At 52.2% G+C, this 25849-nt stretch carries 25 protein-coding genes; 18 read left to right on the top strand and 7 right to left on the bottom strand.

What is annotated here, in order from left to right; all coding sequences use genetic code 11:
• Window positions 1–180: 180 nt before the first annotated feature.
• From treS to ACYVBJ_RS21165, 5 genes are all read left to right on the top strand, one after another.
• Complete coding sequence (treS, locus tag ACYVBJ_RS21185) at window positions 181–3504, top strand: maltose alpha-D-glucosyltransferase (protein ID WP_460984301.1); 3324 nt, start codon at window positions 181–183, stop codon at window positions 3502–3504.
• A 126-nt stretch (window positions 3505–3630) separates the two neighbouring features.
• On the top strand, window positions 3631–5166 hold the full coding sequence (gene treF / locus ACYVBJ_RS21180) for an alpha,alpha-trehalase TreF (RefSeq protein WP_460984300.1): 1536 nt from the start codon (window positions 3631–3633) through the stop codon (window positions 5164–5166).
• Window positions 5167–5388: 222 nt separating this feature from the next.
• Window positions 5389–6141, top strand: coding sequence for a hypothetical protein (locus tag ACYVBJ_RS21175; RefSeq protein ID WP_460984299.1), 753 nt, complete (start codon window positions 5389–5391; stop codon window positions 6139–6141).
• A 97-nt stretch (window positions 6142–6238) separates the two neighbouring features.
• Entirely contained in the window at window positions 6239–6853 is a 615-nt protein-coding gene (locus tag ACYVBJ_RS21170) for a hypothetical protein (protein ID WP_460984298.1), read from the top strand.
• A gap of 125 nt (window positions 6854–6978) precedes the next feature.
• Window positions 6979–8634, top strand: a complete 1656-nt coding sequence (locus ACYVBJ_RS21165) for a glycerol-3-phosphate dehydrogenase/oxidase (protein ID WP_460984297.1) — start codon at window positions 6979–6981, stop codon at window positions 8632–8634.
• Here ACYVBJ_RS21165 and ACYVBJ_RS21160 read toward each other — a convergent pair whose 3' ends face one another.
• Window positions 8635–9045 (bottom strand): thiol-disulfide oxidoreductase DCC family protein, encoded by a 411-nt coding sequence (locus ACYVBJ_RS21160; RefSeq protein ID WP_460984296.1) that lies wholly within the window; start codon window positions 9043–9045, stop codon window positions 8635–8637. It abuts the gene before it with no gap.
• Between the two features lie 36 nt (window positions 9046–9081).
• Complete coding sequence (locus tag ACYVBJ_RS21155) at window positions 9082–10086, bottom strand: nucleoside hydrolase (protein WP_460984295.1); 1005 nt, start codon at window positions 10084–10086, stop codon at window positions 9082–9084.
• A 57-nt stretch (window positions 10087–10143) separates the two neighbouring features.
• Here ACYVBJ_RS21155 and ACYVBJ_RS21150 point away from each other — a divergent pair, with 57 nt between their 5' ends.
• Window positions 10144–11316 carry a glutathionylspermidine synthase family protein gene (locus ACYVBJ_RS21150; RefSeq protein WP_460984294.1) on the top strand — a complete coding sequence of 391 codons (1173 nt, stop codon included), beginning with the start codon at window positions 10144–10146 and terminating at the stop codon, window positions 11314–11316.
• A 67-nt stretch (window positions 11317–11383) separates the two neighbouring features.
• On the opposite strand, the gene ACYVBJ_RS21145 is transcribed toward ACYVBJ_RS21150, so the two are convergent.
• The gene (locus ACYVBJ_RS21145; protein ID WP_460984293.1) at window positions 11384–11680 is read right to left on the bottom strand and encodes a hypothetical protein; all 297 of its coding nucleotides are present in this window, start codon (window positions 11678–11680) and stop codon (window positions 11384–11386) included.
• A gap of 141 nt (window positions 11681–11821) precedes the next feature.
• Here ACYVBJ_RS21145 and ACYVBJ_RS21140 point away from each other — a divergent pair, with 141 nt between their 5' ends.
• The 7 genes from ACYVBJ_RS21140 to ACYVBJ_RS21110 all read left to right on the top strand — a co-directional run bounded on the left by ACYVBJ_RS21140 (window position 11822) and on the right by ACYVBJ_RS21110 (window position 17334).
• Entirely contained in the window at window positions 11822–12169 is a 348-nt protein-coding gene (locus tag ACYVBJ_RS21140) for a DoxX family protein (protein ID WP_460984292.1), read from the top strand.
• Between the two features lie 149 nt (window positions 12170–12318).
• Complete coding sequence (locus ACYVBJ_RS21135) at window positions 12319–13062, top strand: DNA alkylation repair protein (protein ID WP_460984291.1); 744 nt, start codon at window positions 12319–12321, stop codon at window positions 13060–13062.
• Window positions 13063–13162: 100 nt separating this feature from the next.
• The gene (locus tag ACYVBJ_RS21130) at window positions 13163–14368 is read left to right on the top strand and encodes an MFS transporter (protein ID WP_460984290.1); all 1206 of its coding nucleotides are present in this window, start codon (window positions 13163–13165) and stop codon (window positions 14366–14368) included.
• Window positions 14369–14544: 176 nt separating this feature from the next.
• Window positions 14545–15420, top strand: a complete 876-nt coding sequence (locus ACYVBJ_RS21125) for an alpha/beta hydrolase (protein WP_460984289.1) — start codon at window positions 14545–14547, stop codon at window positions 15418–15420.
• Between the two features lie 244 nt (window positions 15421–15664).
• Complete coding sequence (locus tag ACYVBJ_RS21120) at window positions 15665–16240, top strand: Crp/Fnr family transcriptional regulator (RefSeq protein ID WP_460984288.1); 576 nt, start codon at window positions 15665–15667, stop codon at window positions 16238–16240.
• Between the two features lie 61 nt (window positions 16241–16301).
• Window positions 16302–16742, top strand: coding sequence for a carboxymuconolactone decarboxylase family protein (locus ACYVBJ_RS21115; RefSeq protein WP_460984287.1), 441 nt, complete (start codon window positions 16302–16304; stop codon window positions 16740–16742).
• Window positions 16743–16857: 115 nt separating this feature from the next.
• Window positions 16858–17334, top strand: a complete 477-nt coding sequence (locus tag ACYVBJ_RS21110) for a potassium channel family protein (protein ID WP_460984286.1) — start codon at window positions 16858–16860, stop codon at window positions 17332–17334.
• Here the strand turns inward: ACYVBJ_RS21110 and ACYVBJ_RS21105 are convergent.
• On the bottom strand, window positions 17331–17522 hold the full coding sequence (locus ACYVBJ_RS21105; protein WP_460977388.1) for a hypothetical protein: 192 nt from the start codon (window positions 17520–17522) through the stop codon (window positions 17331–17333). The two genes, ACYVBJ_RS21110 and ACYVBJ_RS21105, sit on opposite strands and share 4 nt — an antisense overlap.
• Before the next feature lie 285 nt (window positions 17523–17807).
• On the bottom strand, window positions 17808–19889 hold the full coding sequence (locus ACYVBJ_RS21100) for a S9 family peptidase (RefSeq protein WP_460984285.1): 2082 nt from the start codon (window positions 19887–19889) through the stop codon (window positions 17808–17810).
• Between the two features lie 188 nt (window positions 19890–20077).
• Here ACYVBJ_RS21100 and ACYVBJ_RS21095 point away from each other — a divergent pair, with 188 nt between their 5' ends.
• Together ACYVBJ_RS21095 and ACYVBJ_RS21090 are read left to right on the top strand one after the other, a co-directional pair.
• Window positions 20078–20776, top strand: coding sequence for a DUF3431 domain-containing protein (locus ACYVBJ_RS21095; protein ID WP_460984284.1), 699 nt, complete (start codon window positions 20078–20080; stop codon window positions 20774–20776).
• A 107-nt stretch (window positions 20777–20883) separates the two neighbouring features.
• Window positions 20884–22377 carry a M20/M25/M40 family metallo-hydrolase gene (locus ACYVBJ_RS21090; RefSeq protein WP_460984283.1) on the top strand — a complete coding sequence of 498 codons (1494 nt, stop codon included), beginning with the start codon at window positions 20884–20886 and terminating at the stop codon, window positions 22375–22377.
• 19 nt (window positions 22378–22396) lie between these two features.
• On the opposite strand, the gene ACYVBJ_RS21085 is transcribed toward ACYVBJ_RS21090, so the two are convergent.
• Both ACYVBJ_RS21085 and ACYVBJ_RS21080 read right to left on the bottom strand, forming a co-directional pair.
• Complete coding sequence (locus tag ACYVBJ_RS21085; protein WP_460977392.1) at window positions 22397–22804, bottom strand: putative toxin-antitoxin system toxin component, PIN family; 408 nt, start codon at window positions 22802–22804, stop codon at window positions 22397–22399.
• A 2-nt stretch (window positions 22805–22806) separates the two neighbouring features.
• Entirely contained in the window at window positions 22807–23037 is a 231-nt protein-coding gene (locus tag ACYVBJ_RS21080; RefSeq protein ID WP_460977393.1) for a hypothetical protein, read from the bottom strand.
• On the opposite strand from ACYVBJ_RS21080, the gene ACYVBJ_RS21075 reads away from it, so the two are divergent.
• From ACYVBJ_RS21075 to ACYVBJ_RS21065, 3 genes are all read left to right on the top strand, one after another.
• Complete coding sequence (locus tag ACYVBJ_RS21075) at window positions 23036–23179, top strand: hypothetical protein (protein WP_460977517.1); 144 nt, start codon at window positions 23036–23038, stop codon at window positions 23177–23179. The genes ACYVBJ_RS21080 and ACYVBJ_RS21075 overlap by 2 nt on opposite strands.
• A 151-nt stretch (window positions 23180–23330) precedes the next feature.
• On the top strand, window positions 23331–23729 hold the full coding sequence (locus ACYVBJ_RS21070) for an FtsL-like putative cell division protein (RefSeq protein WP_460984282.1): 399 nt from the start codon (window positions 23331–23333) through the stop codon (window positions 23727–23729).
• A complete protein-coding gene (locus ACYVBJ_RS21065; protein WP_460984281.1) occupies window positions 23719–25824 on the top strand; it encodes a penicillin-binding protein in 2106 nt (701 codons plus the stop codon). Before ACYVBJ_RS21070 ends, ACYVBJ_RS21065 begins: the two co-directional genes overlap by 11 nt.
• Window positions 25825–25849 lie beyond the last annotated feature (25 nt).

Raw genomic sequence — 25849 nt, 5'->3', positions numbered from 1 at the left:
CTTAGAACGATACCTGGCTGGTCGTGTTGTCGTATGTTCAGCACCGTTTGCTGGCCTGCGCTTTCTGGTATTCTCTGTGCCCGTTTAGTCTGCTTCTGTTGTTTCCATAAACTACCGGGGTAGTCTCATAGTTAGATAGAGCATCAGTAATAGTGAGGCAAACGCACTAAGCACGAGATTATGGCAGAGAGCAGCACCCAATTAGACGACAACCTGCATTGGTACAAGGATGCAATCATATATGAGTTACACATCAAAGCCTTTCGGGATGGCAATGGCGATGGGATCGGCGATTTTCAGGGCCTGCTCGAAAAACTCGATTACCTGCAGGAACTGGGCGTAACGGCCATCTGGGTCCTGCCGTTCTATCCGTCGCCCCTGCGTGACGACGGCTACGACATTGCCGATTACTACAACATTAACCCGTCCTACGGCACCATTCAGCAGTTCAAACAGTTTCTGGACGAAGCCCACCAGCGGAACCTGAAAGTGATTACGGAACTGGTAATCAACCACTCATCGGATCAGCACCCCTGGTTTCAGCGCGCCCGCAAAGCACCCAAAGGCTCACCCGAACGCGACTACTACGTCTGGACCGACGATCCTACGCAGTACAAAGATGTCCGGATTATTTTCCAGGATTTTGAAGCGTCCAACTGGACCTGGGACCATGAGGCTCAGCAGTATTACTGGCACCGCTTTTTTCATCATCAGCCCGACCTGAACTACGACAACCCGCTGGTGCAGGAAGAGGTGTTCCGGATGATCGATTACTGGTGCGACATGGGCGTTGACGGTTTCCGGCTCGATGCCGTTCCGTACCTGTTCGAGCGGGAAGGGACCAACGGCGAAAATCTGCCCGAAACCCACGCGTTCCTCAAAAAACTGCGCAAACACATCGACGATCATTTTCCGGGCGTCGTGTTTCTGGCCGAAGCGAATATGTGGCCCGAAGACTCCGCGTCGTATTTCGGTGATGGCGACGAGTGTCACATGAACTACCATTTTCCGGTCATGCCGCGCATGTTCATGGCGTTGCAGATGGAAGACCGGTACCCGATTACCGACATTTTCGACCAGACCCCCGATATCCCTGCTACCTGCCAATGGGCCATTTTCCTGCGCAACCACGACGAGCTTACCCTCGAAATGGTGACCGACGAAGAGCGGGATTACATGTACAAGACGTACGCCAAAGACCCCAAGGCTAAGATTAACCTCGGCATCCGGCACCGGCTGGCTCCGCTGATGGGCAACAACCGCAAGCGAATCGAGCTGCTCAACAGCCTTCTGTTCTCTCTGCCAGGAACGCCCGTTTTGTACTACGGCGACGAGATAGGTATGGGGGATAACGTATATCTGGGCGACCGCGACGGTGTGCGAACACCCATGCAATGGTCACCTGACCGGAACGCGGGCTTCTCGAATACGAATCCGCAGAAGCTGTATCTGCCTACCATTCTCGATCCTGAATACCACTACGAATCCGTCAATGTGGAAACCCAGCGCCGGAATACGTCGTCGCTGTTCTGGTTCACCAAACGGATGATCAACCTGCGCAAAAAGTACAAGGCGTTCGGGCGGGGCGACCTGAAATTCGTGAATGTCGAGAACCCGAAGGTGCTGGCCTTTACCCGTACCTACGAAGATGAGACGCTGCTGATTGTGGTCAACCTGTCGAAATATTCGCAGCCCGCCGAAATTGACCTGATCGACTACAAAGGATTTACACCGGTCGAAGCATTCAGCCGTAACCAATTCCCGGTCATTTCAGAGACGGGGACGTACTTCTTTACCCTGGCTCCGCACGATTACCAGTGGTTTGTGCTGGAGAAAGTACGTCCGGATGCGCTCGAACGGGCCGCATTGCCAACGATTACGGTTAAAACAATCAACGATTTAACCAATAAGCGTACCCGCGAACTGCTGGAAACCCGCGTCTTGCCCGCCTATCTGGACCGAATGGATTGGTTCAATGGAAAAGGCCAGAAATTATATGGCCTGACCATTACGAATTACGGACGGATTTACCACGACGACACCCGATCGTACATCGTCATGATTGAAGTGACGTATGAGCGGGGATTACCCGAAACCTATCAGCTGGCGCTGAGTTTTGTGGGCGATGACCGGGCTGACAACATCACCGCTAACTGTCCGCAGGCAGTGCTGGCCAACGTACAGATAGGCGAAGAGAAAGGCGTGCTGTGCGACGGGCTATACACCTCCGAGTTGCAGCAGGCACTCATCGCCCAAATGGTAAATAATCAGCCTAATACGGGTACTGATCATAACATTGTCTTCCACAGCACGGGTGCTTTAAATTCCTTCGCTGGCGAGCGGACCGACATTAAAAGCAAGCTCGTGACCAGTGGGCCAAACTATACAGCCATCAGCTACGACAACTGCTATTTGCTGAAGATGTACCGGAAGATCGATGGATCAGTTAATCCGGATGCTGAGATAAACAGCTATCTGTCCGAAACGGCGGGTTTTGAATACGTCCCTGCTTTCTCGGGAACCATCGAACTGCGCGACGAAGGTGAGCGTGAGCCGGTGATGCTGGGTATGATGGAGGTGATGGTTGCCAACCACGGCGATGGCCACAGCTTTATGCTGGAACGGATTAACAACTTCATCGAGCGGATCCTGGCCCGGGAACGTAGTGAAATGGCCCCGCTGAACCAGCGGGGAACATTTGCCGAACCCGTGGCGATGGACGAGCTGCCGGCGGACGTACGCGAACTGCTGGGTGAACATGCATCCGAACAGGCCCGGCTCATGGGTAAGCGGGTAGGGGAGATGCACCTGGCCCTGGCTGCGGGTACCAGCCTCAAGGAGTTTTCGCCCGAAGCCTTCTCGCTGCACTATCAGCGTTCTCTTTTCTCCGGAATGCAGTCATTGGTACGCGAAAGTTACCAGGCTCAGCAACGTAATCTGAAACGTATACCCGACGATATTCAGCCGGAAGTGCAGGCCATTCTGGGTCGGAAAGAAGAAGTGCTGCGGGTGCTGAAACGAATCTACGCCAAAAAGCTGGAAGCCACCAAAATCCGCATTCACGGTAATCTGCAACTCGAAAACATCCTGTTGACGGGTAAAGATGTAGCCATTCAGGATTTTGGGGGTGATCCGAGCCGGAGTTACAGCGAACGACGGCTGAAACGCTCGCCATTGCGGGATGTAGCCACCTTAATCCGTTCGTTTTACTACGTAGCATACGAAGGCTTTCTGAACAATGCGCACGTACCGCCCGAAGATACCGTTCAGCTTCTGCCGTTCGCTGATTTCTGGGCGCACTCTATGAGCGGATTCTTCCTGAAAGCCTACCTCACGGCGGTCGAAAACAGCTCATTTATCCCAAATCAATCCAAAGATTTGCAGATGATGATCGAAACTTACCTGCTCGAACGGGCAGTAGCCGACTTAAGCTATGAGCTTAGCCATCGGCCCAACTGGGTACGGGTGCCTTTGCAGTTGATCAAATCTGTAATTAATCAGTAAACATGTTTTTATCATTCCTACGTACCGATGTTCATTTTAAAACGAACATCGGTACGTAGGAATGATAAGTAAGTTATTAAAATACATACTTGACTTGACAGTCAAAGGCCTTCAAACCCGTGCATTTTGGTAGACTACACGCCTATACAATCGCCCGACGAACTCTTTGGCGAACTGTTCCAGGATGTTCAACTGGGCAACGTTTTTCCAGATTCCAAAACCTTCGTCGATTGCATTCCGAAGCTGGCACCAGCCGACATTGTCGCCCTGTATAACTCGGAAAAAACAAAGCCTGATTTCAGCCTCAAGGCCTTTGTCGACAAGTATTTTATGTTGCCCAGCCAACCCGCGGGTGACTACGTCAGTGACACCACTGTAAGTACCCAGGCGCATATCAACGGGCTTTGGGATCAACTTACCCGACCCGCCGATCCACACGTAGCGGGCAGTTCCCGCCTGTCCCTGCCGCATCCGTACATTGTGCCGGGCGGTCGCTTCCGCGAGATCTTCTACTGGGATAGCTACTTTACCATGCTTGGTCTGAAAGAAGCTGGGCGGGTAAACCTGATCCGCAACATGATCGACAATTTTGCGTACCTGATCGACGAATATGGCTTTATCCCGAATGGCAACCGAACCTATTTCTTGAGCCGGTCGCAACCACCTTTTTTTGCGCTGATGGTGAAACTGCTCGCCGATATAGAGGGGCCTGATACCTTGACGACTTACCTGCCGCAGCTACAACGGGAATATGACTTCTGGATGGCGGGGCAGGAGGAACTAACTCCCGTTCAGTCAATAGCCAGACGAGTCGCCCTGCTGCCCGACGAAAGCGTGCTGAACCGCTACTGGGACGACCGGATAACACCCCGGCCGGAGGCTTTCCGGGCCGAATATAAACTGGCCCTAAAGGCTGTTGAACAGGAAATAGATACCGAAGCCTTACATCACCACCTTCGGGCTGCCTGCGAATCGGGCTGGGATTTTAGCAGCCGGTGGTGGCTCAATCACTCGCCCGCCATGGTATCTACGCATACCGCCGACATTATCCCGGTCGATTTGAATTGTGTGCTGTATTCACTGGAAACAACGCTCCGGGATATATACCAGATTACCGCAGAGTCTGAGGAACGTAATGGTCTGTTTGCTACAGCCGCTGAAGTCCGAAAAGAACGTATTCAAAAGACCTTCTGGAATGAAGAGACCGGTTTCTTTCATGATTACGATGCCATCGCGAAACGACAAACCGACAATGTAACGCTGGCGGGCGTGTTTCCGCTGTTCTTCCAACTGGCTACGCCCGAGCAGGCCAGCCGCGTTCACGACCGACTTAAGGCCGATTTTTTGCAAACGGGCGGGTGGGTCACGACGCTGGTTGACTCAGGACAGCAGTGGGACTGGCCGAATGGCTGGGCGCCTTTGCAATGGATCGTTTACAAAGGCCTGATGAGCTATGGTTTTGTCGAAACCGCCCATGAAGGCCGTGATCGCTGGCTGGCGCTGAACGATAAAGTGTTTAAGGCTACCGGTAAAATGACTGAGAAATATAACGTTGTCGACGCGTCGCTGAAAGCCGGTGGGGGCAGTTACACCAATCAGGATGGCTTCGGATGGACCAACGGCGTTTATCTGGCGTTGGATGGGCAAAGAGCGAAAGAGTGAGTTTCAAGAACCATCATTACGTGATCTAAGTAGTTGGTGATTAGGTTATTAACGATTAACTACTCTTACGAGTTTGTCCACGAAAACGGGGTTTGATATGCTTGTATATGTTAATCACTAATTTACTTTTTCGTAAATCTGCTCATTAAAAGTAATCATGGCATCGTATTTGATTGCGTAGGGCTGTAACCTTATTCGCGTTAAGCAACAATCAAGTACGCCATGAAAAAGCTCCTCGTAACCGTGCTGGCGGCTGGTATGACGACCGCTTCGTATTGCCAAAAGACATTCATTTTGTCCCATCAGGATAAAAAAGGATTCTTTGCCGTTTCGGCTGGAGCTAGTGTACCGGTTGGCCGATTTGCGAGTTCTTCACCAACGGACGAGCAGGCGGGTATGGCTGGCCGGGGTATCGTTCTGAGTCTGGCAGCCGGTTACCGGCTCGTGGGGCCGGTAGGCTTGATGGTCAGGGCCGAGCAGCATCAGAATACGGTGCAAACCCAGCGTATGGTAGATAACCTATACCGAAGCGAGACGGATGTCTGGACGGCGAAAGCGGATAACTGGTCGGTTACTACATTTATGGGCGGGCCGTATATGAGCCTGCCCTTTGGCCGGTTTACGGTCGATGCCCGCCTACTGGCTGGTCAGGCTACGGCGGTGCTGCCAAATACGGCGATGAACGGTAATTTTGGTCGGGTTGAGATGGGGGTTAAAACCACCGGATCGCAAAGTACGGCGACGGCGTTCGGGGGGGGGCTGGCTGTTCGCTACCGATTGGGCCGGAGTTTCTCCCTGCATCTGAACAGCGATTATACCCGTTCGCAATTTCAGTTCAGTAACTTGACCTCTACGGCTTGGAGCAGCAACGGGCGTTCCGAAAGTTCGCAGTACAGCAGCGACCGCATTGTTAGCGTTCTCGGTGTGTCGGCGGGCGTATCCATTTTATTCGGTAACGGTAACCGTCCATTCTAGCAACCGCTCACTGGCTCGGGCGACAACTCATCCGCTTCTGTTTGCAACCCTTCCGGCAACCGCGTAGTTTAGTAGTTAACTATCGTTGATTCAGACTATGACACCGCTTCGCCGACACGCCGTCCTCCGACGCGTTAAAGACATTACGCTCAGTACTACCTTAAGCCTGGCTTTGCTTAACGGCGCGGCTATACTTCAGAGTTGCAGTAACAACTCCGGGGAGGAAGCCGAACAGACCGAAACGCAGTTCAAGCGGGGTGTTCGGACTTATATCACCGAAACCGCGCCCGGCAATTTCAAGATTACCGATGAAGTCGAGGCCGAGCCTGATAAGGCGGGGGCGATTGTTAGCTACTTTGATGGCCACCGGGATACGTTGAGTGTTGAAGCCGCCAAACGACTCGTTGAGACGGACCAATCGACCCGGACCTATCTCGATAATCCGGCTGCGTACGGCTCTCATCATCACAACGGATTGGCTAATGCGTTACTGTGGGGTGGACTGGGCTATATGATCGGTCGGTCGACAGCTCCACAGTATCGTGATTACGAGCGCCGGTATGGATCGGGCGTTTACGCAAACTCAGGTCTGTACGAGCGGTCGAGCCAGGTTCGGGAAAATGTCCGGTCTTCCCGCGTAACCCGTACCGTTCGTCCGTCGAGCGGACGAAGCGGGTTCTTCGGTGGCCGTAGCCGCAGCTTCTCGGGCTAAGTTGGTCGATACGTACCGTTAAGCTGGGCGGTAGGTCAACCGGCCTGATCCACAAATCAGTACGATTGAGATGGCCCTGTTATATTGCCGTGTGTGCCGCACAAAAAATACCTTTAACTTCGTGTATGAATCGTGAAAAAAATCAGGAGCGGCTGCGGCAGGAGGAATTCGACATTTGTGTAATAGGCGCCGGAGCGAGCGGTGCCGGAGCGGCTTTAGATGCAACCTTACGTGGGTATCGGGTGGCGCTGATTGACCGGGGTGATATCGCCGGAGAAACGTCTTCCCGATCAACGAAGCTGATTCACGGCGGGGTGCGGTACCTCGAACAGGCGATTAAAAAGCTGGATCTGGCTCAGCTTCGGCAGGTACGCCACGGGCTGGCCGAGCGCCGGACGGTGATTCGTAATGCTCCCCACTTAGCGCATCCGCTGGCCCTACTGACCCCCGTATTCAGCGCTTTTGAGGGCCTATACATGTCTATCGGCCTGACCTTATACGGATTCTTCGCGGGTCAGGATGCATTTCCGAAGGGGCGCTGGCTCAGTAAAGCGCAGGCCCTCGCCAAAATGCCGACGCTGACTACCCGCATGCACAGTGCCGTGCTATATTACGATGGTCAGTTCAACGACGCTCGTTACGCCCTGGCTTTGGCTCATTCGGCCGATGAAGCCGGAACTGCGGTGGTTAACTATTTGACCGTAAAAGGATTTGAGCAGACAAATGGTAAGCTTACAAGGGCCATCGCAGCGGATCAACTTACGGGTGAGACATTTTCCATTGGGGCCAAGCTGTTTCTGAACTGTACGGGACCATTTGCGGATGACATTCGACTACTGGCTAACCCGACACTTGAGCGACGTATCCGGCCCAGCAAAGGCGTTCACATTGTATTGCCGCGCGAAACGCTGAAAAGTGACTGCGCCATACTGATCCCGAAAACCGCCGATGGACGAGTTGTATTCGCCATCCCATTCGAGGATAACGTATTCGTGGGAACAACCGACGACGACTATGCCGATCTAAAACGCGAACCTATGCTGGAACCCACTGAGGTCGATTATCTGCTCGAAACCCTACAGCCTTATCTGGCCAAAATGCCAACTCGGACCGAAATTCAGGCTGGTTTTGGGGGCATTCGGCCGTTAATTGTGAGTAGCCGGGCCAATACCAAAACGCTGTTACGTGACCATGAGGTTGAACATGACCCTTCCTCCGGCTTGCTGAGTTTACTGGGCGGTAAATGGACAACGTACCGACTGATGGCCCAGGATGCAATTGACCAGGCTGGGGACTTACTCGATACCGACGTACCAAGCTCCACGGAACAGCACTACCTGGTTGGGGGCGAAGGGTATCGGTTTGACGATTGGCTACTGCTGCAAAATCGCTATGGCTTACCCACTGATGTTTGTCAGCACCTCATGCGAACCTACGGCAGTCGTGCCGAGCGAGTCGCGCAACTAACGCAGAAACAACCCGCATTGGCGCAGCGGCTAACGGCTGATCAACCATTTCTGAACGCAGAAGTCGTCTATCAGGTGCGCGAAGAGATGGCCGTTATGCTTCGCGACGTACTGGCCCGGCGCTGGCGGCTCGAACTGGCTGACTGGCGATTAACGGCGCAGGTCGCTCCCCAGGTCGTCGAGTTGATGGCCAACGAACTGGGCTGGACCGATTCGTATAGTCAGGAACAGGTCGCGTCGTATCAGGCGCTGCTGGCATCGTTTGTAAAGCAAGCCGGTTTAGCGCCTGGCCAGCCGGAAATGGCTACGGTCTGATTAAGCCAGAAAACGGGTCTTCAACTCTGGCGTGGGTAGCATGCAGGCATCGCGTTTACCGAACCAGCGGTAGCGGTTATGGGCAATAAAGCTGTATAAAGCGTCCCGAATGGGTTTGGGAATAACGATAAATCCATAGAGAAAAGGCCAGGCTCCTGACAAGTGGCGGGCCACCCGTAACGCAGCCGTCGATTGCTCGTAGAAGCGGCCATTTTCCCAGACGACAAAGGAAGCAAACTCACCGGTTGATCGGCCGAGCCCACGTAATACGTCCTGACCTAAGTCCGATTGCAGGGAAGCGAACCGAAAATACGCCGTTGGGTCGCGTTCAATAACAAACGTAACCGCAGCATTGCAGAGGTTACAGACACCGTCGAATAAAATCAGGGGCTGGGTCGGTTGCGTAGACATGGTTGCCTACGTAACACAAAACAAGGGCAATACGTGCTACTTTCGCTTTGTGGGCTGGTGCTGCATCAACTCGTTAATCTCCTGCTCAACGTGAGTGATGGGCATCTTCACCACCAGATGCTGGTGCCCTTTACCCGCATCGTCCCAACCGTTCGAGCCATCGGCGTTCAGCGTTAACCGACCCGATTTAACCGTATAATACGGTGCGTAGCCTTTCACGCCAACGAGTACCGCCGTTTGATCCCAGCTCATGCGTCCCTCTTTATCTTCGTCAGCCATGGGCAGGCAGATGCGAAACACATCCTTAACCGGGCTGTTCTGAATGGATGCATTTCGCGTCAGAGGCAAACCGCTGTGAATCTTCTCGCCGATTTCGAAGCCGCTGAGGACAACCGGCGTTGGCCATTCGGCGAAAACAACTTTGGAAGCAGGCGTGTCTTTGAAGACGTTATATTCCCGACCATTCGGGAATTTTCCGGCCATGCTGACCAGATTTTTTACTTTCTGCCGGACCAGGTCTCTGCCCGACAGCTTCGAATATTGATCGGGCTTAGATGCCAGCAGATTCGCCAGGTTGGTCATAAACCCGACCGTTATGACTGTTACGCTGCGATCGGGCTGTCTGGCCAGAATCTGGCGGTATAGGGCAACGGCATCGGGTACGTCATCGTTCGCTTTAATCTTGTGCGGATACCGCGCTACGAGTGTATCGGACCAGTGCTGCACATCTTTGTCGGAAACGGCCGGGCCTTTTGGTACGCCGATGGGTAAGTTTGGCCGCCCAAAATACGTATTCAGCACGCTCAGGACCGGCGTTACGTTCGGGTAGTTTGTGCTGGCGATGGTCGCCAGGATCTGCGCCCGCCCGCTGTCGGCAAAGGCGTGCAGCAACGTAATGGCTCCTACATCATCGTAGTCGGGACCCATGTCCGTATCAAAAATTACAGGGACAGGCGCGGTATTGCGAGCCGATTGGGCCTCGGTTTTACCGGCTATCAGCAGAAACAGCAGTCCAAACAAAACAGACGTGATACGGGTCATAAGCAGAGTTGTTTTGCAAAAAGAATACGAACGCTCGCTCTCTACTTTCTTTTCCACATGATTTCGCTCAAAACCCTTACAACCTCACCTGATACCCAACTTCGGAATCTCGGCTGGGATTGGATGCTCGGTCAGGATACCCTGCCTTATCTGGCTAATGAAGTGGTGATCGTCAGCCCGGCCGAAGCCGATGCATATTACGAAGCGGCCAACGAGTTGTACGAAATGCTGGTAGCCGCCGGGCAGCACGTGATCGACCAAAATCGCTTTGCCGAACTGGGCATACCCACCAATCTGGTCGAACTGATCAAGCAATCGTGGGACGACGACCGGCACATTCACCTATACGGGCGATTCGATCTGGCAGGCGGCTTGAACGGCAAACCGATAAAATTGATCGAATTTAATGCCGATACGGCAACCTGCCTGCCCGAAACCGCCGTAGTACAGTACGCGCACCTGCGGGCAAATGGGCTGGATGAAGGTCACCAGTTTAACGCCGTCTTTGAAACACTGACGAGTCAGTTTGAGGAACTGCTGGCCGTAAACCCGGATTTGCAGCCGACCTTACTCTTATCGGCCATACGCGACTTCCCGGAGGACGATGCGAACGTAGCATTACTGGGCGAAGCCGCGCGGGAAGCTGGTTTTGAGGTAGAATTTGATTTTATTGATAACGTAGAGTTTTCAGCGGAAGAGGGTATTTTCTGGCAGAATTCCAAAAATGGTCAGTTCGAGAAACTTGATTTCTGGTTTAAGCTGGTTCCCTGGGAGTCGATCGCCGAAGACGAACCGGAACTCACGCAGATACTGGCCGAAATCGTACGGAAGCGGTTAGCCGTTGTGCTTAATCCGGCTTACACGTTGCTTTTTCAGTCGAAGTATATCCTGAAAATCCTGTGGGAACTGTACCCAAATCATCCGCTTCTGCTCGAAACGGCTTTACAGCCGCTGGCCGGAAAGCCGTGCGTAGAGAAAGTGCTGTTCGGTCGGGAAGGGGCCAACGTCCGTATCCTGAACGCTGACGGCAGCGAGCGGCAGGCCGTGGATGGTGAATACAGCGCGTACCCCAAAATTTACCAGGAATACGTTGAGTTCCTTCAGGATTCGGCAGGCAATACGTATCAGGCGGGTGTGTTCTACGCCGGTGACGGGTGCGGACTTGGATTTCGGCGGGGTGGCCTCATCCTCGATAATGGAGCCGGGTTTGTTGGGCACATAATTCAATAAAAAAAGTGGCCTACAACTTTGTAGGCCACAGGGTAGCTACGGCAGGATAATGGCAAACGCAACTAACTTAGTTTCCTTCTTGTGACTTCAGCGCTTTCCGCTGCCGTTTGCGCTCCATGAACTGCGTACGTTGTTCGGGCGTCATACCGTTCAGACGGGCCTGTAGCCGTTCGCGGTGGGATTGTTTAAACGCTTTCCGTTCGGCGGGTGTCATCTGCGCCAGTCTAGCCTGACGTTCGGCTTTGCGTGCTTCGCGTTGCTCTGGCGTTGGTTTGGGTCTCCCGGCAGGTCCCTGCGTTTGGGCATACGCCCCAGCGGATATAAATAAGGTCATGACGACCATCAGCACCCGGTTCGCTCTCATAGGGTTTATCAATTTATGGCTGTTGGATACCGGAAGAGAGCAAAGGTTTAATCAATGTACATACGTTTTTGGTTCATTCATGTAGCCTATCTGTGCAGCGAGTGATTATGCCAGATACAGGTAGCCAACCAAACGCTGGTTATGACTAATCTGAGCCTTTATCTGCAAGCCATTGTTTACATGGCTGCCGGAATTAATCATTTTCTGAACCCTAAAATGTACCTGGCAATTATGCCGCCCTATGTACCGGCGCACAGCCTGATGGTGACGTTAAGTGGTATCGCTGAGGTTGCATTGGGAATTGGATTGCTGTTTCCAGCCACGCGTTCATTATCGGCCTGGGGGTTGATTTTGTTACTGATTGCCGTTTTTCCGGCCAATTTGTACATGGCTACGTCCAGCCGGTTTCGAAAATTTCCGGTCTGGTTGCGCTGGGCCCGGTTACCCTTGCAGGGCGTACTGATCTGGTGGGCGTATCAATTTACGTAAAAGCAAAGCTCACCAAAAGCGGGTTGCGTTTGAACTGACCCCAGCGCCACGTACCATAAACTGGGCGATGGTTTCCCTACGTATGAGTTTACGTTACGTGTTATGCCCGAACGGCCCATACCGCCCCCAATGCATGTAGAACAAATATCGTGACCTATCTCGACGTAAAGAACCTGTTGCTCTCGCTGGAGCAACCCGAACGGGCATCGTTTGCAGCCCGTTTTTTTCAGGTTAAACCCGGTCATTACGGGGAAGGCGACCAGTTCTTGGGCCTATCCATGCCGCAGCAGCATGCCGTTGCCAAACAATATCTCTACCTGCCACCTGAGGAAACCGAGCAGTTAGTCCGTGACCCATACCACGAATGTCGCATGACAGGCCTGTTAATCTGGGTGTATCAGGCCCGGTCTGGCGTGACCCGGTCTGGCGTGACCCGGTCTGGCGTGACGATTCGCACCAATCCTGGTCGGGCGGAACTGGCCGACCGGTACGTAGCCAACCGGCGCTACGTTAACAACTGGGATCTTGTGGACTCGTCCAGCCCGGCTATTTTAGGGGAGCATCTGCTGCACACCGACCGCTCGATACTTTACGAATTAGCTGAAGAAGACCACTTCTGGACACAGCGCATGGCGATGGTGGCTACGCTGGCGTTTATTCGCGAAAGACAGTTCGGCGACACCTTTGCCTTGGCCGAGCAGTTTATGCAGCGCAAACGGCACGACCTTGTGGACAAAGCTGTGGGCTGGATGCTTCGGGAGGTCGGCAAGCGCAATCTTGATGCCTTAGAAGAATTTCTGCATGACCACATCCGACAGCTACCCCGCCCAGCACTACGTAACGCCATTTACAGTCTGACCCCGGCCAAGAAGCGGTATTATTTGGAATTGTAGATAGATATTAACTCATTTATGGACAAGCCGTAACTTGCCGACAAGACAGCCAGGTAAGGCTAACTTGCGCTGACAGGCTTGAAAGTTAATACGTTCCTATATGAATCTAGCAGTACCAATGGCAGCCGGGCAGGTAATAAAAGCGCGCACCGCCACTCAATTGATTTTTCTGGTTTGTGGTTTGGGCATGTCGAGCTGGGCACCGATGATTCCCCTGGCTAAAGACCGTCTGGCCTTGAACGATGCCGATCTGGGTCTCTTACTGCTCTTATTGGGTGGCGGGTCCATGCTGATGATGCCAGCCTCAGGTTGGCTGGTGGGTCGCTATGGTAGCCGCATAGTCATGGCTGGCGCAGCACTGCTGATGGCGCTTGTGCTGCCACTTCTGCTTGTTCTTTCTTCCACCGTAACTATGGCTGTAGCACTCTTTCTGTTCGGTTCCTGCATTGGTACAATCGATGTGGCTATGAATGCGCATGGGGTACAGGTGCAGAATCTGTACGGAAGGCCTATTATGTCGTCCTTACACGGCCTGTTTAGCGTAGGGTGCCTGTTCGGCTCCCTGGGATTAGGCTTCCTGATAAAGTTGGGGCTTAACCCGGTCTATGCCATTGTCAGCATTGCCGCTTTGATGGTTCTCATCACCCTAACCCAGTACAGAAATTTGTTTCCGTTGGAAATAGAAGAACAGGCCATCGCCAAATTCTCGGCGACGGACCAAAAGCCAGCTAGTGCCAATCAGCGGTTGAGCTGGCTGAATGGCCGTGTCTTATTCCTGGGCTTAATGTGCTTTGCTATTTTTCTGGCCGAAGGAGCGATCCTGGACTGGAGTGCTATCTTTCTGCGGGAGACAAAAGGAGCCGCTCCTGAATTTGCCGGAGTAGGCTATGCCGCCTTTTCAATTGCGATGGCGACGATGCGATTAGCTGGTGACAAACTAATCGCTCGCCTGAATGAGAAAACGGTGGTCGTTGGTGGAAGCCTGATCGGTGCCGCCGGATTGACCCTTTCGGTCTTAAGTCCAGGGGTAGTTGGCGTACTAATAGGCTTTGTGCTGCTGGGCCTGGGGGCGGCTAATGTAGTGCCCGTATTTTTCAGCGAAGCGGGCAGACTACCCGGTGTATCCCCTACGGTGAGTATCCCCGCTATTACGACAATTGGCTATACGGGACTACTGACCGGCCCGGCTTTGCTGGGCTTTATCGCTTACCATTTCTCGCTATCCATGGCTTTCGTCGCTGTAAGCTTACTGCTGGTGTTCGTCGCGCTGGCATATGGAATGAAAGGAAAAGCGCTTCAAGCTTGACGTCAAGCTCGTACCCATATCTGTAGGGGCGCGTCCGGACAAGATTAGTCCGCAAATGGACATTATAAGTTGAGCTTTAAAGTTAAAGTATTGATAATGAATTTGTTATTTTTGTGGTATACATATTGATTACGCTTGATGGAGCTCAACGTTGATTTCAAAAGCTCTTCAAGTCTATGAGAAACATATCTGCTAAATCAATTTTCAATTTAATTATCCTAGTAACGACTTGGGTAGGTACTAATGAAACGGTCAGAGCACAAGTTAACCAGCCTGTATCATTACCCGACACCGAGATACAAACAGTTCGCTCCCGTGTCCTCAACGGAGAAACGTATCAGTTACTCGTTCACTTTCCGGATCAATATGATACCACTAAACGATACGATGTCTTGTATGTCCTGGATGGGCTTGATGCTTTTCCTATGGCTATTAGTTGTTTAGGTATTTTGCATGGAGAGTGCGAAAAAAACTATCAGGAACCCATATTGATTGGCATTTCTGATGGAGCAATGATTGGCAAGCCGGGAAACAAACGTGATCGCGATTATACGCCAACCGCATTTACAACTAAGTGGGGGTCAAGTGGCGGTGGCGGTGGGCCTAAATTCCTGCAATTTATAGAGCAAGAAGTAATACCCTTTATTGAAAAACGATACCCCGTAAAACCAAATCGCGTACTGTATGGGTACTCGTATGGCGGATTATTCGCTTCGTATGCTCTTCTATCTAAGCCCAATCTGTTTCAGAAAATACTGATTGGAAGTCCATCCTTGTTCGCTGATGACAATGTAATCGTACGAAAGCTCTTGCCGGATTATGCACATTCGCATACTGACTTATCAACGAAAGTCTGGTTGTCAGTGGGTCAAACAGATGAGAACCTTCTTGACGACGCCCAAGAATTTGCATCGGCTTTACAAAGTAAGAACTACTCGTCTCTACAGATCCAATCCACGATTTTACCCGGTCTGAATCATCTGACTGGCATACAACCTACGATGCTACAAGCACTGAAATGGGCATTTTGTACCGTTACGCCAACTAAATAACCGATTAAACAATCCAGCCGCTCTGTAATCTGGACCTGGCCAAGAAGTGGTATTATTTGGAATTGTAAGCGCAGGCTACGTTTTGTCTTCGAACAGGCCGACCTACACAGACCTGAACGGGCTGGAGAAGCAGTATCTCTTAAAAAATAATTGGTTATCGTAAAGAGCGGGTTTAACAAAGGAGGTCAATATGTGATTTGCTAACTTGATTCGATTTACTGAGTTTGCTTCTTATGAACTACCTATGTCTGCAATTTTAAAGGCCCATATCGAAAAGCTACTTCAAAACGCTTTGCCCAACTACGAAGGCATTGAGCGGTTTTTTGTGCCAGTAGTACTGCACAAAAAACAGAATCTGCTCACAGAAGGCACCATATGCCGGAGCAACTACTTTGTAGTACAGGGCTGTCTGAGAATGTTTTTTGTCAATGAAAAAGGCGTAGAGCAAACCGTACAGTTTGCTCTAGAGCGGTGGTGGTTAGCCGATTATACCTCGTTCTCCGCCCAAAGCCCGTCCGGCTTTTATATCCAGGCGGTGGAACCTTCCGAAATACTCAGCCTGACTCACAGCGCGCAGGAAGAACTGCTTCAGGCTTATCCGCAGCTGGAACGTTATTTTCGACTAGTGCATCAGCGGGCGCATGCCGCTGCTCAGTTCCGTATCAGGATACTGTATGGCTACTCGCGAGAAGCGCTTTACCACCAATTCGTCCGTCGGTATCCTGAGTTTGTGCAGCGTATTCCGCAATACCTGCTTGCTTCTTTCCTAGGCTTTACGCCGGAATACCTTAGTGAACTGCGTGGTCGGAGTGCTTCTTAAACCAGTTTAAGTAAATGTGCTGCGCGTTGTTTCGACCTTTGCTGCATCAAAAAACAAGACTATGCAACAGCGCGTAAACATTGAAAAAACACTGCCCGGGGTATGGAAAGCGATGTATCATCTATCCGGTGCCATCACCAGTTCAACGCTCACCTCCATCCAGAAGCACCTGATCACAATCAGGGCCTCGCAACTTAACTCTTGCGCTTTCTGCCTCAATATGCATACGAAGGAAGCCTTGCAGGCTGGTGAACTGCCGCAACGTATCTTTCTGCTGAGTGCCTGGAAAGAGACCAGCCTATTTACCCCCGAAGAGAAGGCTATACTAGCGCTGACAGAAGAGGTTACCCTCATTCATCAGTATGGTGTATCGGACGAAACGTACAGCCAGGCGCGATCTTTTTTTGATGATCAGACGATCGGCGAAATCATCAGTTTAATAGTGGTGATTAATTCCTGGAACCGCATTGCCGTTAGCACGCAGTTGCCTGTTCAGAAATAGCCGTTCCTGCCTATTTACAACAAAGTCACGTGAGTTGCGGATTGTATCTGAACTAGATAGCAAAATCGGAGCCAGTATCCAGCAGTACTTGGTATGAACGCTGTTAGATACTGGCTTGCCTTCGCGATGCCAGTTCCGTATTCTATCGAACCCCTTACAGGAAAGCCTGGCAAAGATTGCGGTCATCTTCGTAGCCATTTTCACCCTGGTACTCATGCTGGGGGCTATGATGTACGTAGGGACGCGACGTACCAATGGATTCGAAAGCACACCGGTCAGTATTTACTGGCCCATTACCACCGTGGGCTACGGAGACATTATGCCTGGCACGACATTGGGAAAGTTAATTGCCAGTCTAATCCTGATGTTGGGTTACGTCATCATCGCTGTGCCGACCGGCATCGTGGCCATAAGCCTGTGGGTGCTTCAAACCGCATGCAGATCGTGCCCTGGTGCGCCCAAATTATGGACGCCAGGGCACGATCTGCATGCGGTTCATTGCGAATGTGCGAGCGTCAGCTACAGGTCTGTTGCCATTGAAGGTGGGGCTTACGTATCCCCGTCTAACGAACGGACCTGCCTGAGCAGCTAATTAAATGCTGCGTTATTTTTTGCTTCTTCCAGAATCTTCACCGCGTTCTGATAAGCATCAGCCCGAACCAGGTCCAGCTCGGCAATCTGTTTAGCACCGGCGACCGACAGCGTCTCGTAGGATTTTCTAAACTCACTCTCCAGGTTTTTGAGAACCGTCAGGGCTAAAATGTATTGGCCTTCTGTCATGGTTAACTTCGGTGTAAGGTGATTGTTGTATGGTTAATGCTGCAATCCCTACTCAAGACCAACGAGTTAAGGGTTGGGCCAGAGCTACTTTTTTATTCAAAAATTAGTTTTACTTCCAGGCAAATCAAATCGCTCACCGACATACACCTGACAAAGCTAGTTTCTGCTGGTGATGGATCGATTCTATCAGGTAACAGGCCACAAACCTGTTTTTTTCGGTACTATGCCACCCCTTACGGGATTATCGACCTGATCTGCATCCGTCAACATACTCCAAGGGGAGCGCTACTTCCGCGTGCCTACCAGATTCAGCATAAAAGCATATTCCAGCGCAATCTCTTTTAAAGCCTGAAAACGTCCCGATGCCCCACCGTGACCAGCTTCCATATTGGTGTGCAGCAACAACTGCGTTTCCTCGCCGGGATTATCTGTTTTCATGGTCCGCAGTTTGGCGACCCACTTGGCGGGCTCCCAGTACTGAACCTGCGAATCGTGCAGACCCGTCGTAACCAGCAGGTTCGGATACGCTTTCTTCGTTACGTTATCGTAAGGCGAGTACGACTTCATATAGTCGTAATATGTCTTGTTTTTTGGGTTTCCCCACTCTTCAAACTCACCCGTTGTCAGCGGAATGCTTTCGTCCAGCATGGTCGTCACTACGTCTACAAACGGAACGGCGGCTACTACGCCCCGGTACAGCTGCGGAGCCTGGTTGATAACGGCACCCATCAGTAAACCGCCCGCACTGCCGCCCATTGCGAACAGCTTATCCGCGCTGGTGTACTTGTTTTTGATGAGATACTCCGATACGTCCACGAAGTCGTTGAAGGTATTTTTCTTCTTGAGCATCTTGCCATCCTCGTACCACCGTCGGCCCATTTCCTGACCACCCCGGATGTGGGCAATGGCGAAGATGAAACCCCGGTCGAGTAGGCTGAGCCGGGTAGAGCTAAAGCCCGGATCGGTCGAATAACCGTACGAACCATACGAATACTGCAACAGCGGAGCCGAGCCATCTTTGGGCGTTCCTTTGCGGTAGACCAGCGAAACCGGTACCTGAACACCATCGCGGGCGGTGGCATAGAAACGCTCCGATACGTAATTATTCTTGTCGAAGCCGCCCAGCACTTCCTGCTGTTTCATCAGCGTTTTCTCCTTCGTATCCATATTGTAATCGAAGGTAGAGCCGGGCGTAGTGAGGGAAGCATACCCATACCGCAGGGTGTTCGTGTTGAAATCCGGGTTATAGCCGATACCCGCTACGTAGGCCGGTTCGCCAAAGTCCAGATACTCATCGGTTTTAGTCTTTTGGTTAATAATCCGAATATTGGTCAGACCCGCTTTCCGCTCGCCCAGAACAAGGTGGTTGGCAAATACATCCAGATTGTCCAGATAAACATCGGGCCGGTGGGGAATCACTTCTTTCCAGGCGGTACGGTCTGCTGTTTTACCTTCGGGTACCTCCATGAGCCGGAAGTTTTCGGCCTTCCAGTTGGTGCGCACGTAAAACTTGTCTTTGTAATGCACGATGTCGTACTCATGACCTTTCTCGCGCGGCAGAAACACCGTGAACGCACCCGTTGGCTGGCTGGCGTTCAGCAGCCGGTATTCGGTCGCTACGCCGTTATGATCAACGCCAATAGTGATGTACTTCTTCGACTTCGACCGGCCCAAACCCATATAGAACTGGTTGTCCTCTTCTTCGTAAACCAGTACGTCCTGTTTTGGATCGGTACCCAGTACGTGCCGAAATACCTGATAGCCGAGTAGGGTCTGGGGGTCTTTCTTGATGTAAAAAAAGGTCTTATTGTCCGTCGCCCAGGCAAAGCTGCCCGCTTCGGTGTCGGGGATCAGTTCGGGATAGATTTGCCCGGTTTTCAGATTCTTAATACGTAGCGTGAACAGGCGTCGGCTCACGGTATCTTCGCAGAAAAGCGCCAGTTCCTCATTGTCGGATACCTCGTAGCCGCCCAATTGGTAATAATTATGACCTTTTGCCAGGGCGTTCCCATCGAACATTAATTCCTCCGTACCCTGAAGTGAGCCTTCCTTACGGCAGTAGATCGGATACTCACCACCCGTTACGTAGCGGGTGTAGTAGTAATAATTGCCTTCTTTGTACGGAACTGACTCATCCTGCTGCTTGATCCGGCCTTTCATTTCGTCAAACAGCTTCTCCTGCAAATCCTTAACGGGAGCCAGCACCTGTTCGAGGTACGCGTTTTCGGCTTTTAGGTAATTGATCACCTCGGGGTTTTCGCGATCGTTGAGGTAGTAATAATTGTCGATTCGCTTGTCGCCGTGGATCGCTAACTCTTTGGGTTTGATGGCGGCTTTCGGAGCTTTTAGGGGTTGTGCTTCTGTCATACTGGGGAGCGTAAGCGTAATAATAAAGAGTAAACACGTTCTGTTCATGGCAGTTCGCCGTTCTCGGTTCGTTTATCAAGTAAGTTTGTAAAAATAAGCCTTTGCCCCCGTAAATCGGCGTGAAGCAACGCGAACCATACGGAAACAACGTATCGTTGCCGATACGTCCGATCCTGTCAACCAGAAATATGCTTGAACTTGTTGTTGCCCGGTATCAGGAAGATCTTAGCTGGCTGCGTAAACGTCCCGCCCGGCTTCGGGTGACGGTATACGATAAAGGCGCTGACGGTTCAGCTGGCGCTGATGCCATTCTGTTGCCAAATATTGGCCGCGAAGCGCATACGTATCTGCATCATATCGTCAGCCGCTACAACGATTTATCCGAGTGGACGGTATTTTGCCAGGGCAAACCGTTCGATCATGCCTATGATTTCAAGAAGACCCTGCAACGCCTGGCCGAAGCACCCGAAGGGGCATCGCCTTTTAGGTGGCTGGGGCACCTGATCGATACCGACGATGACCAGGGCGAACGGCTGTTTCGACCGTGGAGTAAGAACCAAGATGGTCGCGGGTTAGATCTTCGGAGCTTTCATCAGGCGTTATTTGGTACCGACGGGCCGGAGTTATATACGTTTGTGCTCGGTGCGCAGTTTGTGGTTCATCAGGACGTAGTGCGTCGGCGACCACTGACTTTTTACAAACGGGCGCTGGACGTGTCTGTTACGTTCACTGACGCTGCTCACTGCTTTGAGCGCTGCTGGGATCGTGTATTCAACGTAACCGGCATCGATCCAGACTGGCTTGCGGGTCGGCAAACGGTATTTCTAAAGCCTATGCGCCACCAAACACCTGCATCTGAAGAGTTGTCTCAGCATTCTGAACCATAAAAAGTTGAGCGGAATCCAAACGATGTTCCGCTTCTTGGTGTCTAATCGGTTGACTTCAGAATAACGGGTCTTTTTTGTATCTTTCGCTGAGATTTTCACCCCTTTCTATGCACCGAACGTTTTACGTACCTCGGTTCCGGCTCGTACTCTTCACGCTTGGCACCGCCGGTTTATTAACCGCTTTTCACCCCGACAAACTTTCGCTTGAAAAGGCATTCAGACGCATCAACGACGAAGTGCAGCAGCGTAGTCGTGCGTACGAAACCCTGGCCGATGCGTCGCAGCAGGTTGGTCACCGACTAACGGGCAGCCCAAACGGAACGAAGGCCGAAACGTATGCGTTCGACCTGCTTTCTTCGTATGGATTTAGTGACGTACGCTACGAACCGTTCGAGGTAGAAGCCTGGACGCGCGACACCGTTACGTTATCGGTGGTACCCGATCGGAGTGATAACTTCCGCGAAGTTTCGGTAGTGTCGCTGGCGCATTCACCCGTCGAAGCTCATGTGCGCGGAGAAATCGTGGACGTTGGCAACGGGCTTGAAGGTGACTTTGCCGCCGTGAAAGACAAGCTGAAGGGTAAAGTAGCGCTGGTGAACATTGGCCTGGCGGCTCCCACCAAAGGGGCGCGTAACCTCCACCGCTCCGAGAAAACTGCGTTGGCCATTCAACACGGCGCAACCGGCGTGATTATGGTGAACCTCGTACCAGGCAACGTCCTGCTTACGGGTACAGCCTCGGTAACGGGTAAGCTGATTCCGATTCCGTCGGTCTGTATTTCGCTCGAAAGCGGACAGGCGCTGCGAGCCTGGATGCAGGAAGAGCAGGGGCGGATTCACGCCCTGATCGACATGACCAACAAAAGCCGCAAGATTCGGGCGCGAAACGTAATTGCTACGTTGAAAGGCTCGAAATATCCCGATGAGAAAATCATTATCGGCGGCCACCTGGATTCCTGGGATCTGGCGACTGGTGCAATTGATAACGGCATCGGCTCGTTTGCCGTTATGGACATTGCCCGTACGTTCAAGAAATTGAAGCTGAAGCCGAAACGTACCATCGAATTTGTCTTGTTTATGGGCGAGGAGCAGGGGCTGCTCGGCTCGCGGGCGATGGTCGAAAACCTGAGAAAATCCGGTCAGCTGGATAAGGTTCGGTACATGATGAACCTCGACATGACCAACGACCCAACGGGCCTGAACGCTTTTGGCCGTTCGGACATGCTGACGTTCCTGAATCTGGTCGGCGAAACCATAAAGCAGGTTGAACCGGCCTTTGCGAACCAGATGCAGAACCAGGCCGGTCTGCACTCCGATCATCAGCCGTTTATGCTGGAGGGCGTTCCGGTAGTCGGCATGAACGGTCACCTGACTAAAGAGGTGCTTGACTGTTACCACGCCAACTGCGACCGACTGAATCTGGTTAACGCCGATCATCTGAAAAATACGGTCCGCTATTCAACCATGCTGCTGTACGCTCTCGCCGATGCCGACGAAATTCCAACCCGTCGCCAGACTGATAGCCAAACCCGCGATTTCCTGGTAGCGCAGGGCCTGCGAACACCCTTGCAGATTGCCAACGAGTGGCGCTGGAAAGAATAAATGAAATGGCGGGGGCTACTCAGGCCCCTGCTATCTGGCGAAATGCATAAGGAGAGAGAACCGACACTTTGGGAAATTCCAGTTTCTGAAGGACGTCGAAATGGCGATCATTGGTGATAATGCACTGAGCATTAGCGGCAACTGCGCAGTCTACGAACTTGTTATCGTCCGGGTCTGCTTCAATCGCAATCCAGTGGAAATAAGTGTCTGTTTTCTCGACAAACGGGCTGTAAGTAAGAGCCGTCAGAAAGCTTTCGGCAACCGTTGAGTCGTAGAACCGGCTAAAAACTTCAGAGTACTCCGTTAGAATTTCGTTAGAAACGCAGAGTGTGAACGTACCACTGATGATGCCTTCAAACAACCAGAAATTGCCTGATGTAGGGAGAATGGCATTCAGTAGCACGTTGGTGTCAACGACAATCTTCATGACTAAGGTTTGGAAACCCGATTGTGCTGATGGGCGATGGCGTCAATATCAGTCGCTGCCATTCTCCGCTCTTCCATCAGCTGCTGAGCCTGCATAGACGCCTTACGAGCAAAATATTGAGACAGCATTTTTCGGATTTCTACCAAATCGTTTTCGTCGACCGTAGGCATCGCAAAGGCTTTAAGTAGTTCAACCTGTAAAGGCGACAAGGGAGACGTAAGGTCTGTATGCATGACGAAGACAATTAATCTACCAAAAATAAACAGTGAATATCCGAATAACAATCCTACCGATACCCAAACCCGCGATTACCTGGTCGCGCAGGGCCTGCGAACACCCTTGCAGATTGCCAACGAATGGCGCTGGAAGGAGTAAAGGGATTTTCAGACAAACGTACTAATCCCGGAGGCTAAGCTTTCGGGATTTTTTATGCGCAACGCACAAATGATCGGGTGGCCCGCAGAACCGGAAACGATGTTTTTGTTACTTTGTAACGGCATCATCCCTGCCCCACACACGACTCACTATGGCCAAGAATACGTTTAGAGAACCCGAGCGGGTGGCTAAGCAAAAGAAGCAGCGACGAAAGCTGAAGCTGGCATCCTGGCTGAACGACTTTATCGGTCTTGACCGGCTCTTCGGCGAAGATAATGCCTGGCCGATCCGACACATCGACCGCATCCTTTGGGTAACTTTTCTGCTCATTTTATACATCGGCCTGAACCATAATGCCGAGCGGCTTGTCCGCCGGATTCAGCGGACCAAAATTCAGGTTGACGAACTACGCTCGCAGGCTACGGTGCTGCAGGCCGAATACGACCGAAGCGGTAAACAATCCGAACTTAGCAAACGCGTTACGTCCCTGGGCTTAACCGATAGCCAGACCCCACCCCATAAACTAGTTGTCAAGTCCGATGAACATTAAGCAGGATATTATTTCCCGGGCGAATAACGTCTTCTACGTCGTTATTTTCCTGGCGGTTTGCGTTGTGATGCGGCTGGTGTATGTGCAGTATTTTCAAACCTTCAAAGGCCGGTTCTGGCGCGAGCGGGTAGCGTCTACGCTGATTCAACGGGATACCATCCGGGCCATGCGGGGAAATATCTACGCGGCCGACGGGCGCTTGCTGGCGACCTCCCTGCCTACCTACGTAGTCGGCCTCGACCCGACCGTGGCCAAGCCCGAGTATTTCGCCCGGAAGGTCGATTCGCTCGGTTTACTTTTATCTCGCATCTACAAAGACCGTTCGGCTCAGGACTACGCGGATCTGGTGCGCGACGCCCGTGGACGTAAACGGCGGTACGTTTTGCTGAACCGTCGGCGCGTTACGTTCCAGGAGCGGCAGTACATGCTGAAGTGGCCTTTCTTCCGCTCGTCGGCAAAGGTAGCTGCCCGTGGTGGTGTGCTGCGCCCGTATTACGAGCGTTACCACCCCTTCGGTCGCATGGCTGAGCGGACAATTGGCAACCTGGACGCTAAAACGGGTCGTGGCTTGATTGGCCTGGAAGCGAGCTTTCAACCGGCGCTGGCGGGGAAAAATGCCGTGGGGCTGGTGGAGGTATTGTCGGGTGGGGTGCGTAAACCCGTCGACGATGGGCCAGGTATGAAGCCGGAGCCCGGCATGGATCTGTACACAACGATCGACGTTAATTTTCAGGACATGGCCGAGTCGGCTCTGCACTCCGCGCTCGAAAAATACAACGCAGCCAAAGGTTGCGTCATCGTTATGGAGGTAGCAACCGGCGAAATTCGGGCGATGGCCAACCTGACCCGGCGGGGCGGTGGCTACGTTGAAAACTTCAACCACGCACTGGCCGGACGTACTGACCCTGGGTCCACCTTCAAGCTGGCGACGATGATGGCATTGCTGGAAGAGAAAGCCATTTCTCTGAACCAGCTCGTTGCTACGGGCAACGGCTCAACGCGCTACAATGGCTTAAATATTCATGATGCCAGCCGGAACGGGAAAGGGACAATCACGGCGCGGCAAGTGTTTGAAAAGTCATCAAACGTCGGGACTCACCTGCTCATGCGCAGCTATTTTTATAAGCGTCCGGATTTATACTGTCACTACCTGCGCAAGTTCCGGCTTACCCAGCCAACCGGCATCCACATGAAAGGCGAGGCCGTTCCGGTCGTACGGAATCCAGACATGAAAGGATGGAGTAAGGTCTCGCTGACATCCATGTCGTACGGGTACGAAATGCAGATTACCCCCCTGCAAATGCTGACCTTTTATAACGCTGTTGCCAACGACGGCAAATGGGTACGGCCTATGATTGTGAAGCGGATCAAACTAGCCGATGAAATCATTGAAGACCGGGCACCTTACGTAGCGCCGGAACGCATCTGCTCCATAGAAACCGCTCGCAAAGCCCAAGAGTTGTTACGTGGCGTGGTGGCACAGGGTACGGCGAAACACATTAACAATCCCCACTACGCCATTGCGGGCAAGACCGGCACGGCGCAGAAGATTATAAACGGCCGGTATCAGGTCGGTAAATATTATACCTCCTTCATCGGGTATTTCCCGGCCGATAACCCGAAATACAGCATGATTACCGTTGTCGATACTCCGCAGGGGAACAATATTGATTTGCTGTATGCCGGTGCCGTGGCAGCTCCGGTGTTCAAGGAAGTCGCGGACCGCATTGTGGCGTATGATATCCGGATGCACGCGCCGATCCGGGGAGGCAGCCGTCAGAAGCGTCCAGCAGCCGGACTGCTGGCGGGTTATTCTGATGATCTGCATACGATCAGTACTACGTTGAATATGGATAGCGAACCCGCCACCGAAGGCTGGGTCGAAGCATCGACAGCTGGTCGCTGGAAGAGCCGCCCAACCCGGCAGAATCAGGTGCCGGATGTGCGGGGCTTGGCGTTGCGCGATGCGCTGTTTCTGCTCGAAAATCGAGGCCTACGGGTACAGGTAGAAGGACGCGGGAAAGTAAAAGAACAGTCGCTGGCTCCAGAAAGCAACATTGACGCGAGCCGACAAATTGCCCTGCGGCTGGAGTAGTGAGTAATGCCTGCCAGCAAATGTC

The organism is Spirosoma fluminis, from assembly GCF_054778895.1.
The sequence above is the reverse complement of the archived record's forward strand: the minus strand, read 5'-3'. Positions and strand labels throughout refer to the sequence as shown.

Coding starts and splice junctions, on each gene's coding strand:
- treS (WP_460984301.1), top strand. CDS start 181: ATGGCAGAGAGCAGCACCCAATTAGACGACAACCTGCATTGGTACAAG.
- ACYVBJ_RS21175 (WP_460984299.1), top strand. CDS start 5,389: ATGAAAAAGCTCCTCGTAACCGTGCTGGCGGCTGGTATGACGACCGCT.
- ACYVBJ_RS21170 (WP_460984298.1), top strand. CDS start 6,239: ATGACACCGCTTCGCCGACACGCCGTCCTCCGACGCGTTAAAGACATT.
- ACYVBJ_RS21165 (WP_460984297.1), top strand. CDS start 6,979: ATGAATCGTGAAAAAAATCAGGAGCGGCTGCGGCAGGAGGAATTCGAC.
- ACYVBJ_RS21160 (WP_460984296.1), bottom strand. CDS start 9,045: ATGTCTACGCAACCGACCCAGCCCCTGATTTTATTCGACGGTGTCTGT.
- ACYVBJ_RS21155 (WP_460984295.1), bottom strand. CDS start 10,086: ATGACCCGTATCACGTCTGTTTTGTTTGGACTGCTGTTTCTGCTGATA.
- ACYVBJ_RS21150 (WP_460984294.1), top strand. CDS start 10,144: ATGATTTCGCTCAAAACCCTTACAACCTCACCTGATACCCAACTTCGG.
- ACYVBJ_RS21145 (WP_460984293.1), bottom strand. CDS start 11,680: ATGAGAGCGAACCGGGTGCTGATGGTCGTCATGACCTTATTTATATCC.
- ACYVBJ_RS21140 (WP_460984292.1), top strand. CDS start 11,822: ATGACTAATCTGAGCCTTTATCTGCAAGCCATTGTTTACATGGCTGCC.
- ACYVBJ_RS21130 (WP_460984290.1), top strand. CDS start 13,163: ATGAATCTAGCAGTACCAATGGCAGCCGGGCAGGTAATAAAAGCGCGC.
- ACYVBJ_RS21125 (WP_460984289.1), top strand. CDS start 14,545: ATGAGAAACATATCTGCTAAATCAATTTTCAATTTAATTATCCTAGTA.
- ACYVBJ_RS21120 (WP_460984288.1), top strand. CDS start 15,665: ATGTCTGCAATTTTAAAGGCCCATATCGAAAAGCTACTTCAAAACGCT.
- ACYVBJ_RS21115 (WP_460984287.1), top strand. CDS start 16,302: ATGCAACAGCGCGTAAACATTGAAAAAACACTGCCCGGGGTATGGAAA.
- ACYVBJ_RS21105 (WP_460977388.1), bottom strand. CDS start 17,522: ATGACAGAAGGCCAATACATTTTAGCCCTGACGGTTCTCAAAAACCTG.
- ACYVBJ_RS21100 (WP_460984285.1), bottom strand. CDS start 19,889: ATGACAGAAGCACAACCCCTAAAAGCTCCGAAAGCCGCCATCAAACCC.
- ACYVBJ_RS21095 (WP_460984284.1), top strand. CDS start 20,078: ATGCTTGAACTTGTTGTTGCCCGGTATCAGGAAGATCTTAGCTGGCTG.
- ACYVBJ_RS21090 (WP_460984283.1), top strand. CDS start 20,884: ATGCACCGAACGTTTTACGTACCTCGGTTCCGGCTCGTACTCTTCACG.
- ACYVBJ_RS21085 (WP_460977392.1), bottom strand. CDS start 22,804: ATGAAGATTGTCGTTGACACCAACGTGCTACTGAATGCCATTCTCCCT.
- ACYVBJ_RS21075 (WP_460977517.1), top strand. CDS start 23,036: ATGACGAAGACAATTAATCTACCAAAAATAAACAGTGAATATCCGAAT.
- ACYVBJ_RS21080 (WP_460977393.1), bottom strand. CDS start 23,037: ATGCATACAGACCTTACGTCTCCCTTGTCGCCTTTACAGGTTGAACTA.
- ACYVBJ_RS21070 (WP_460984282.1), top strand. CDS start 23,331: ATGGCCAAGAATACGTTTAGAGAACCCGAGCGGGTGGCTAAGCAAAAG.
- ACYVBJ_RS21065 (WP_460984281.1), top strand. CDS start 23,719: ATGAACATTAAGCAGGATATTATTTCCCGGGCGAATAACGTCTTCTAC.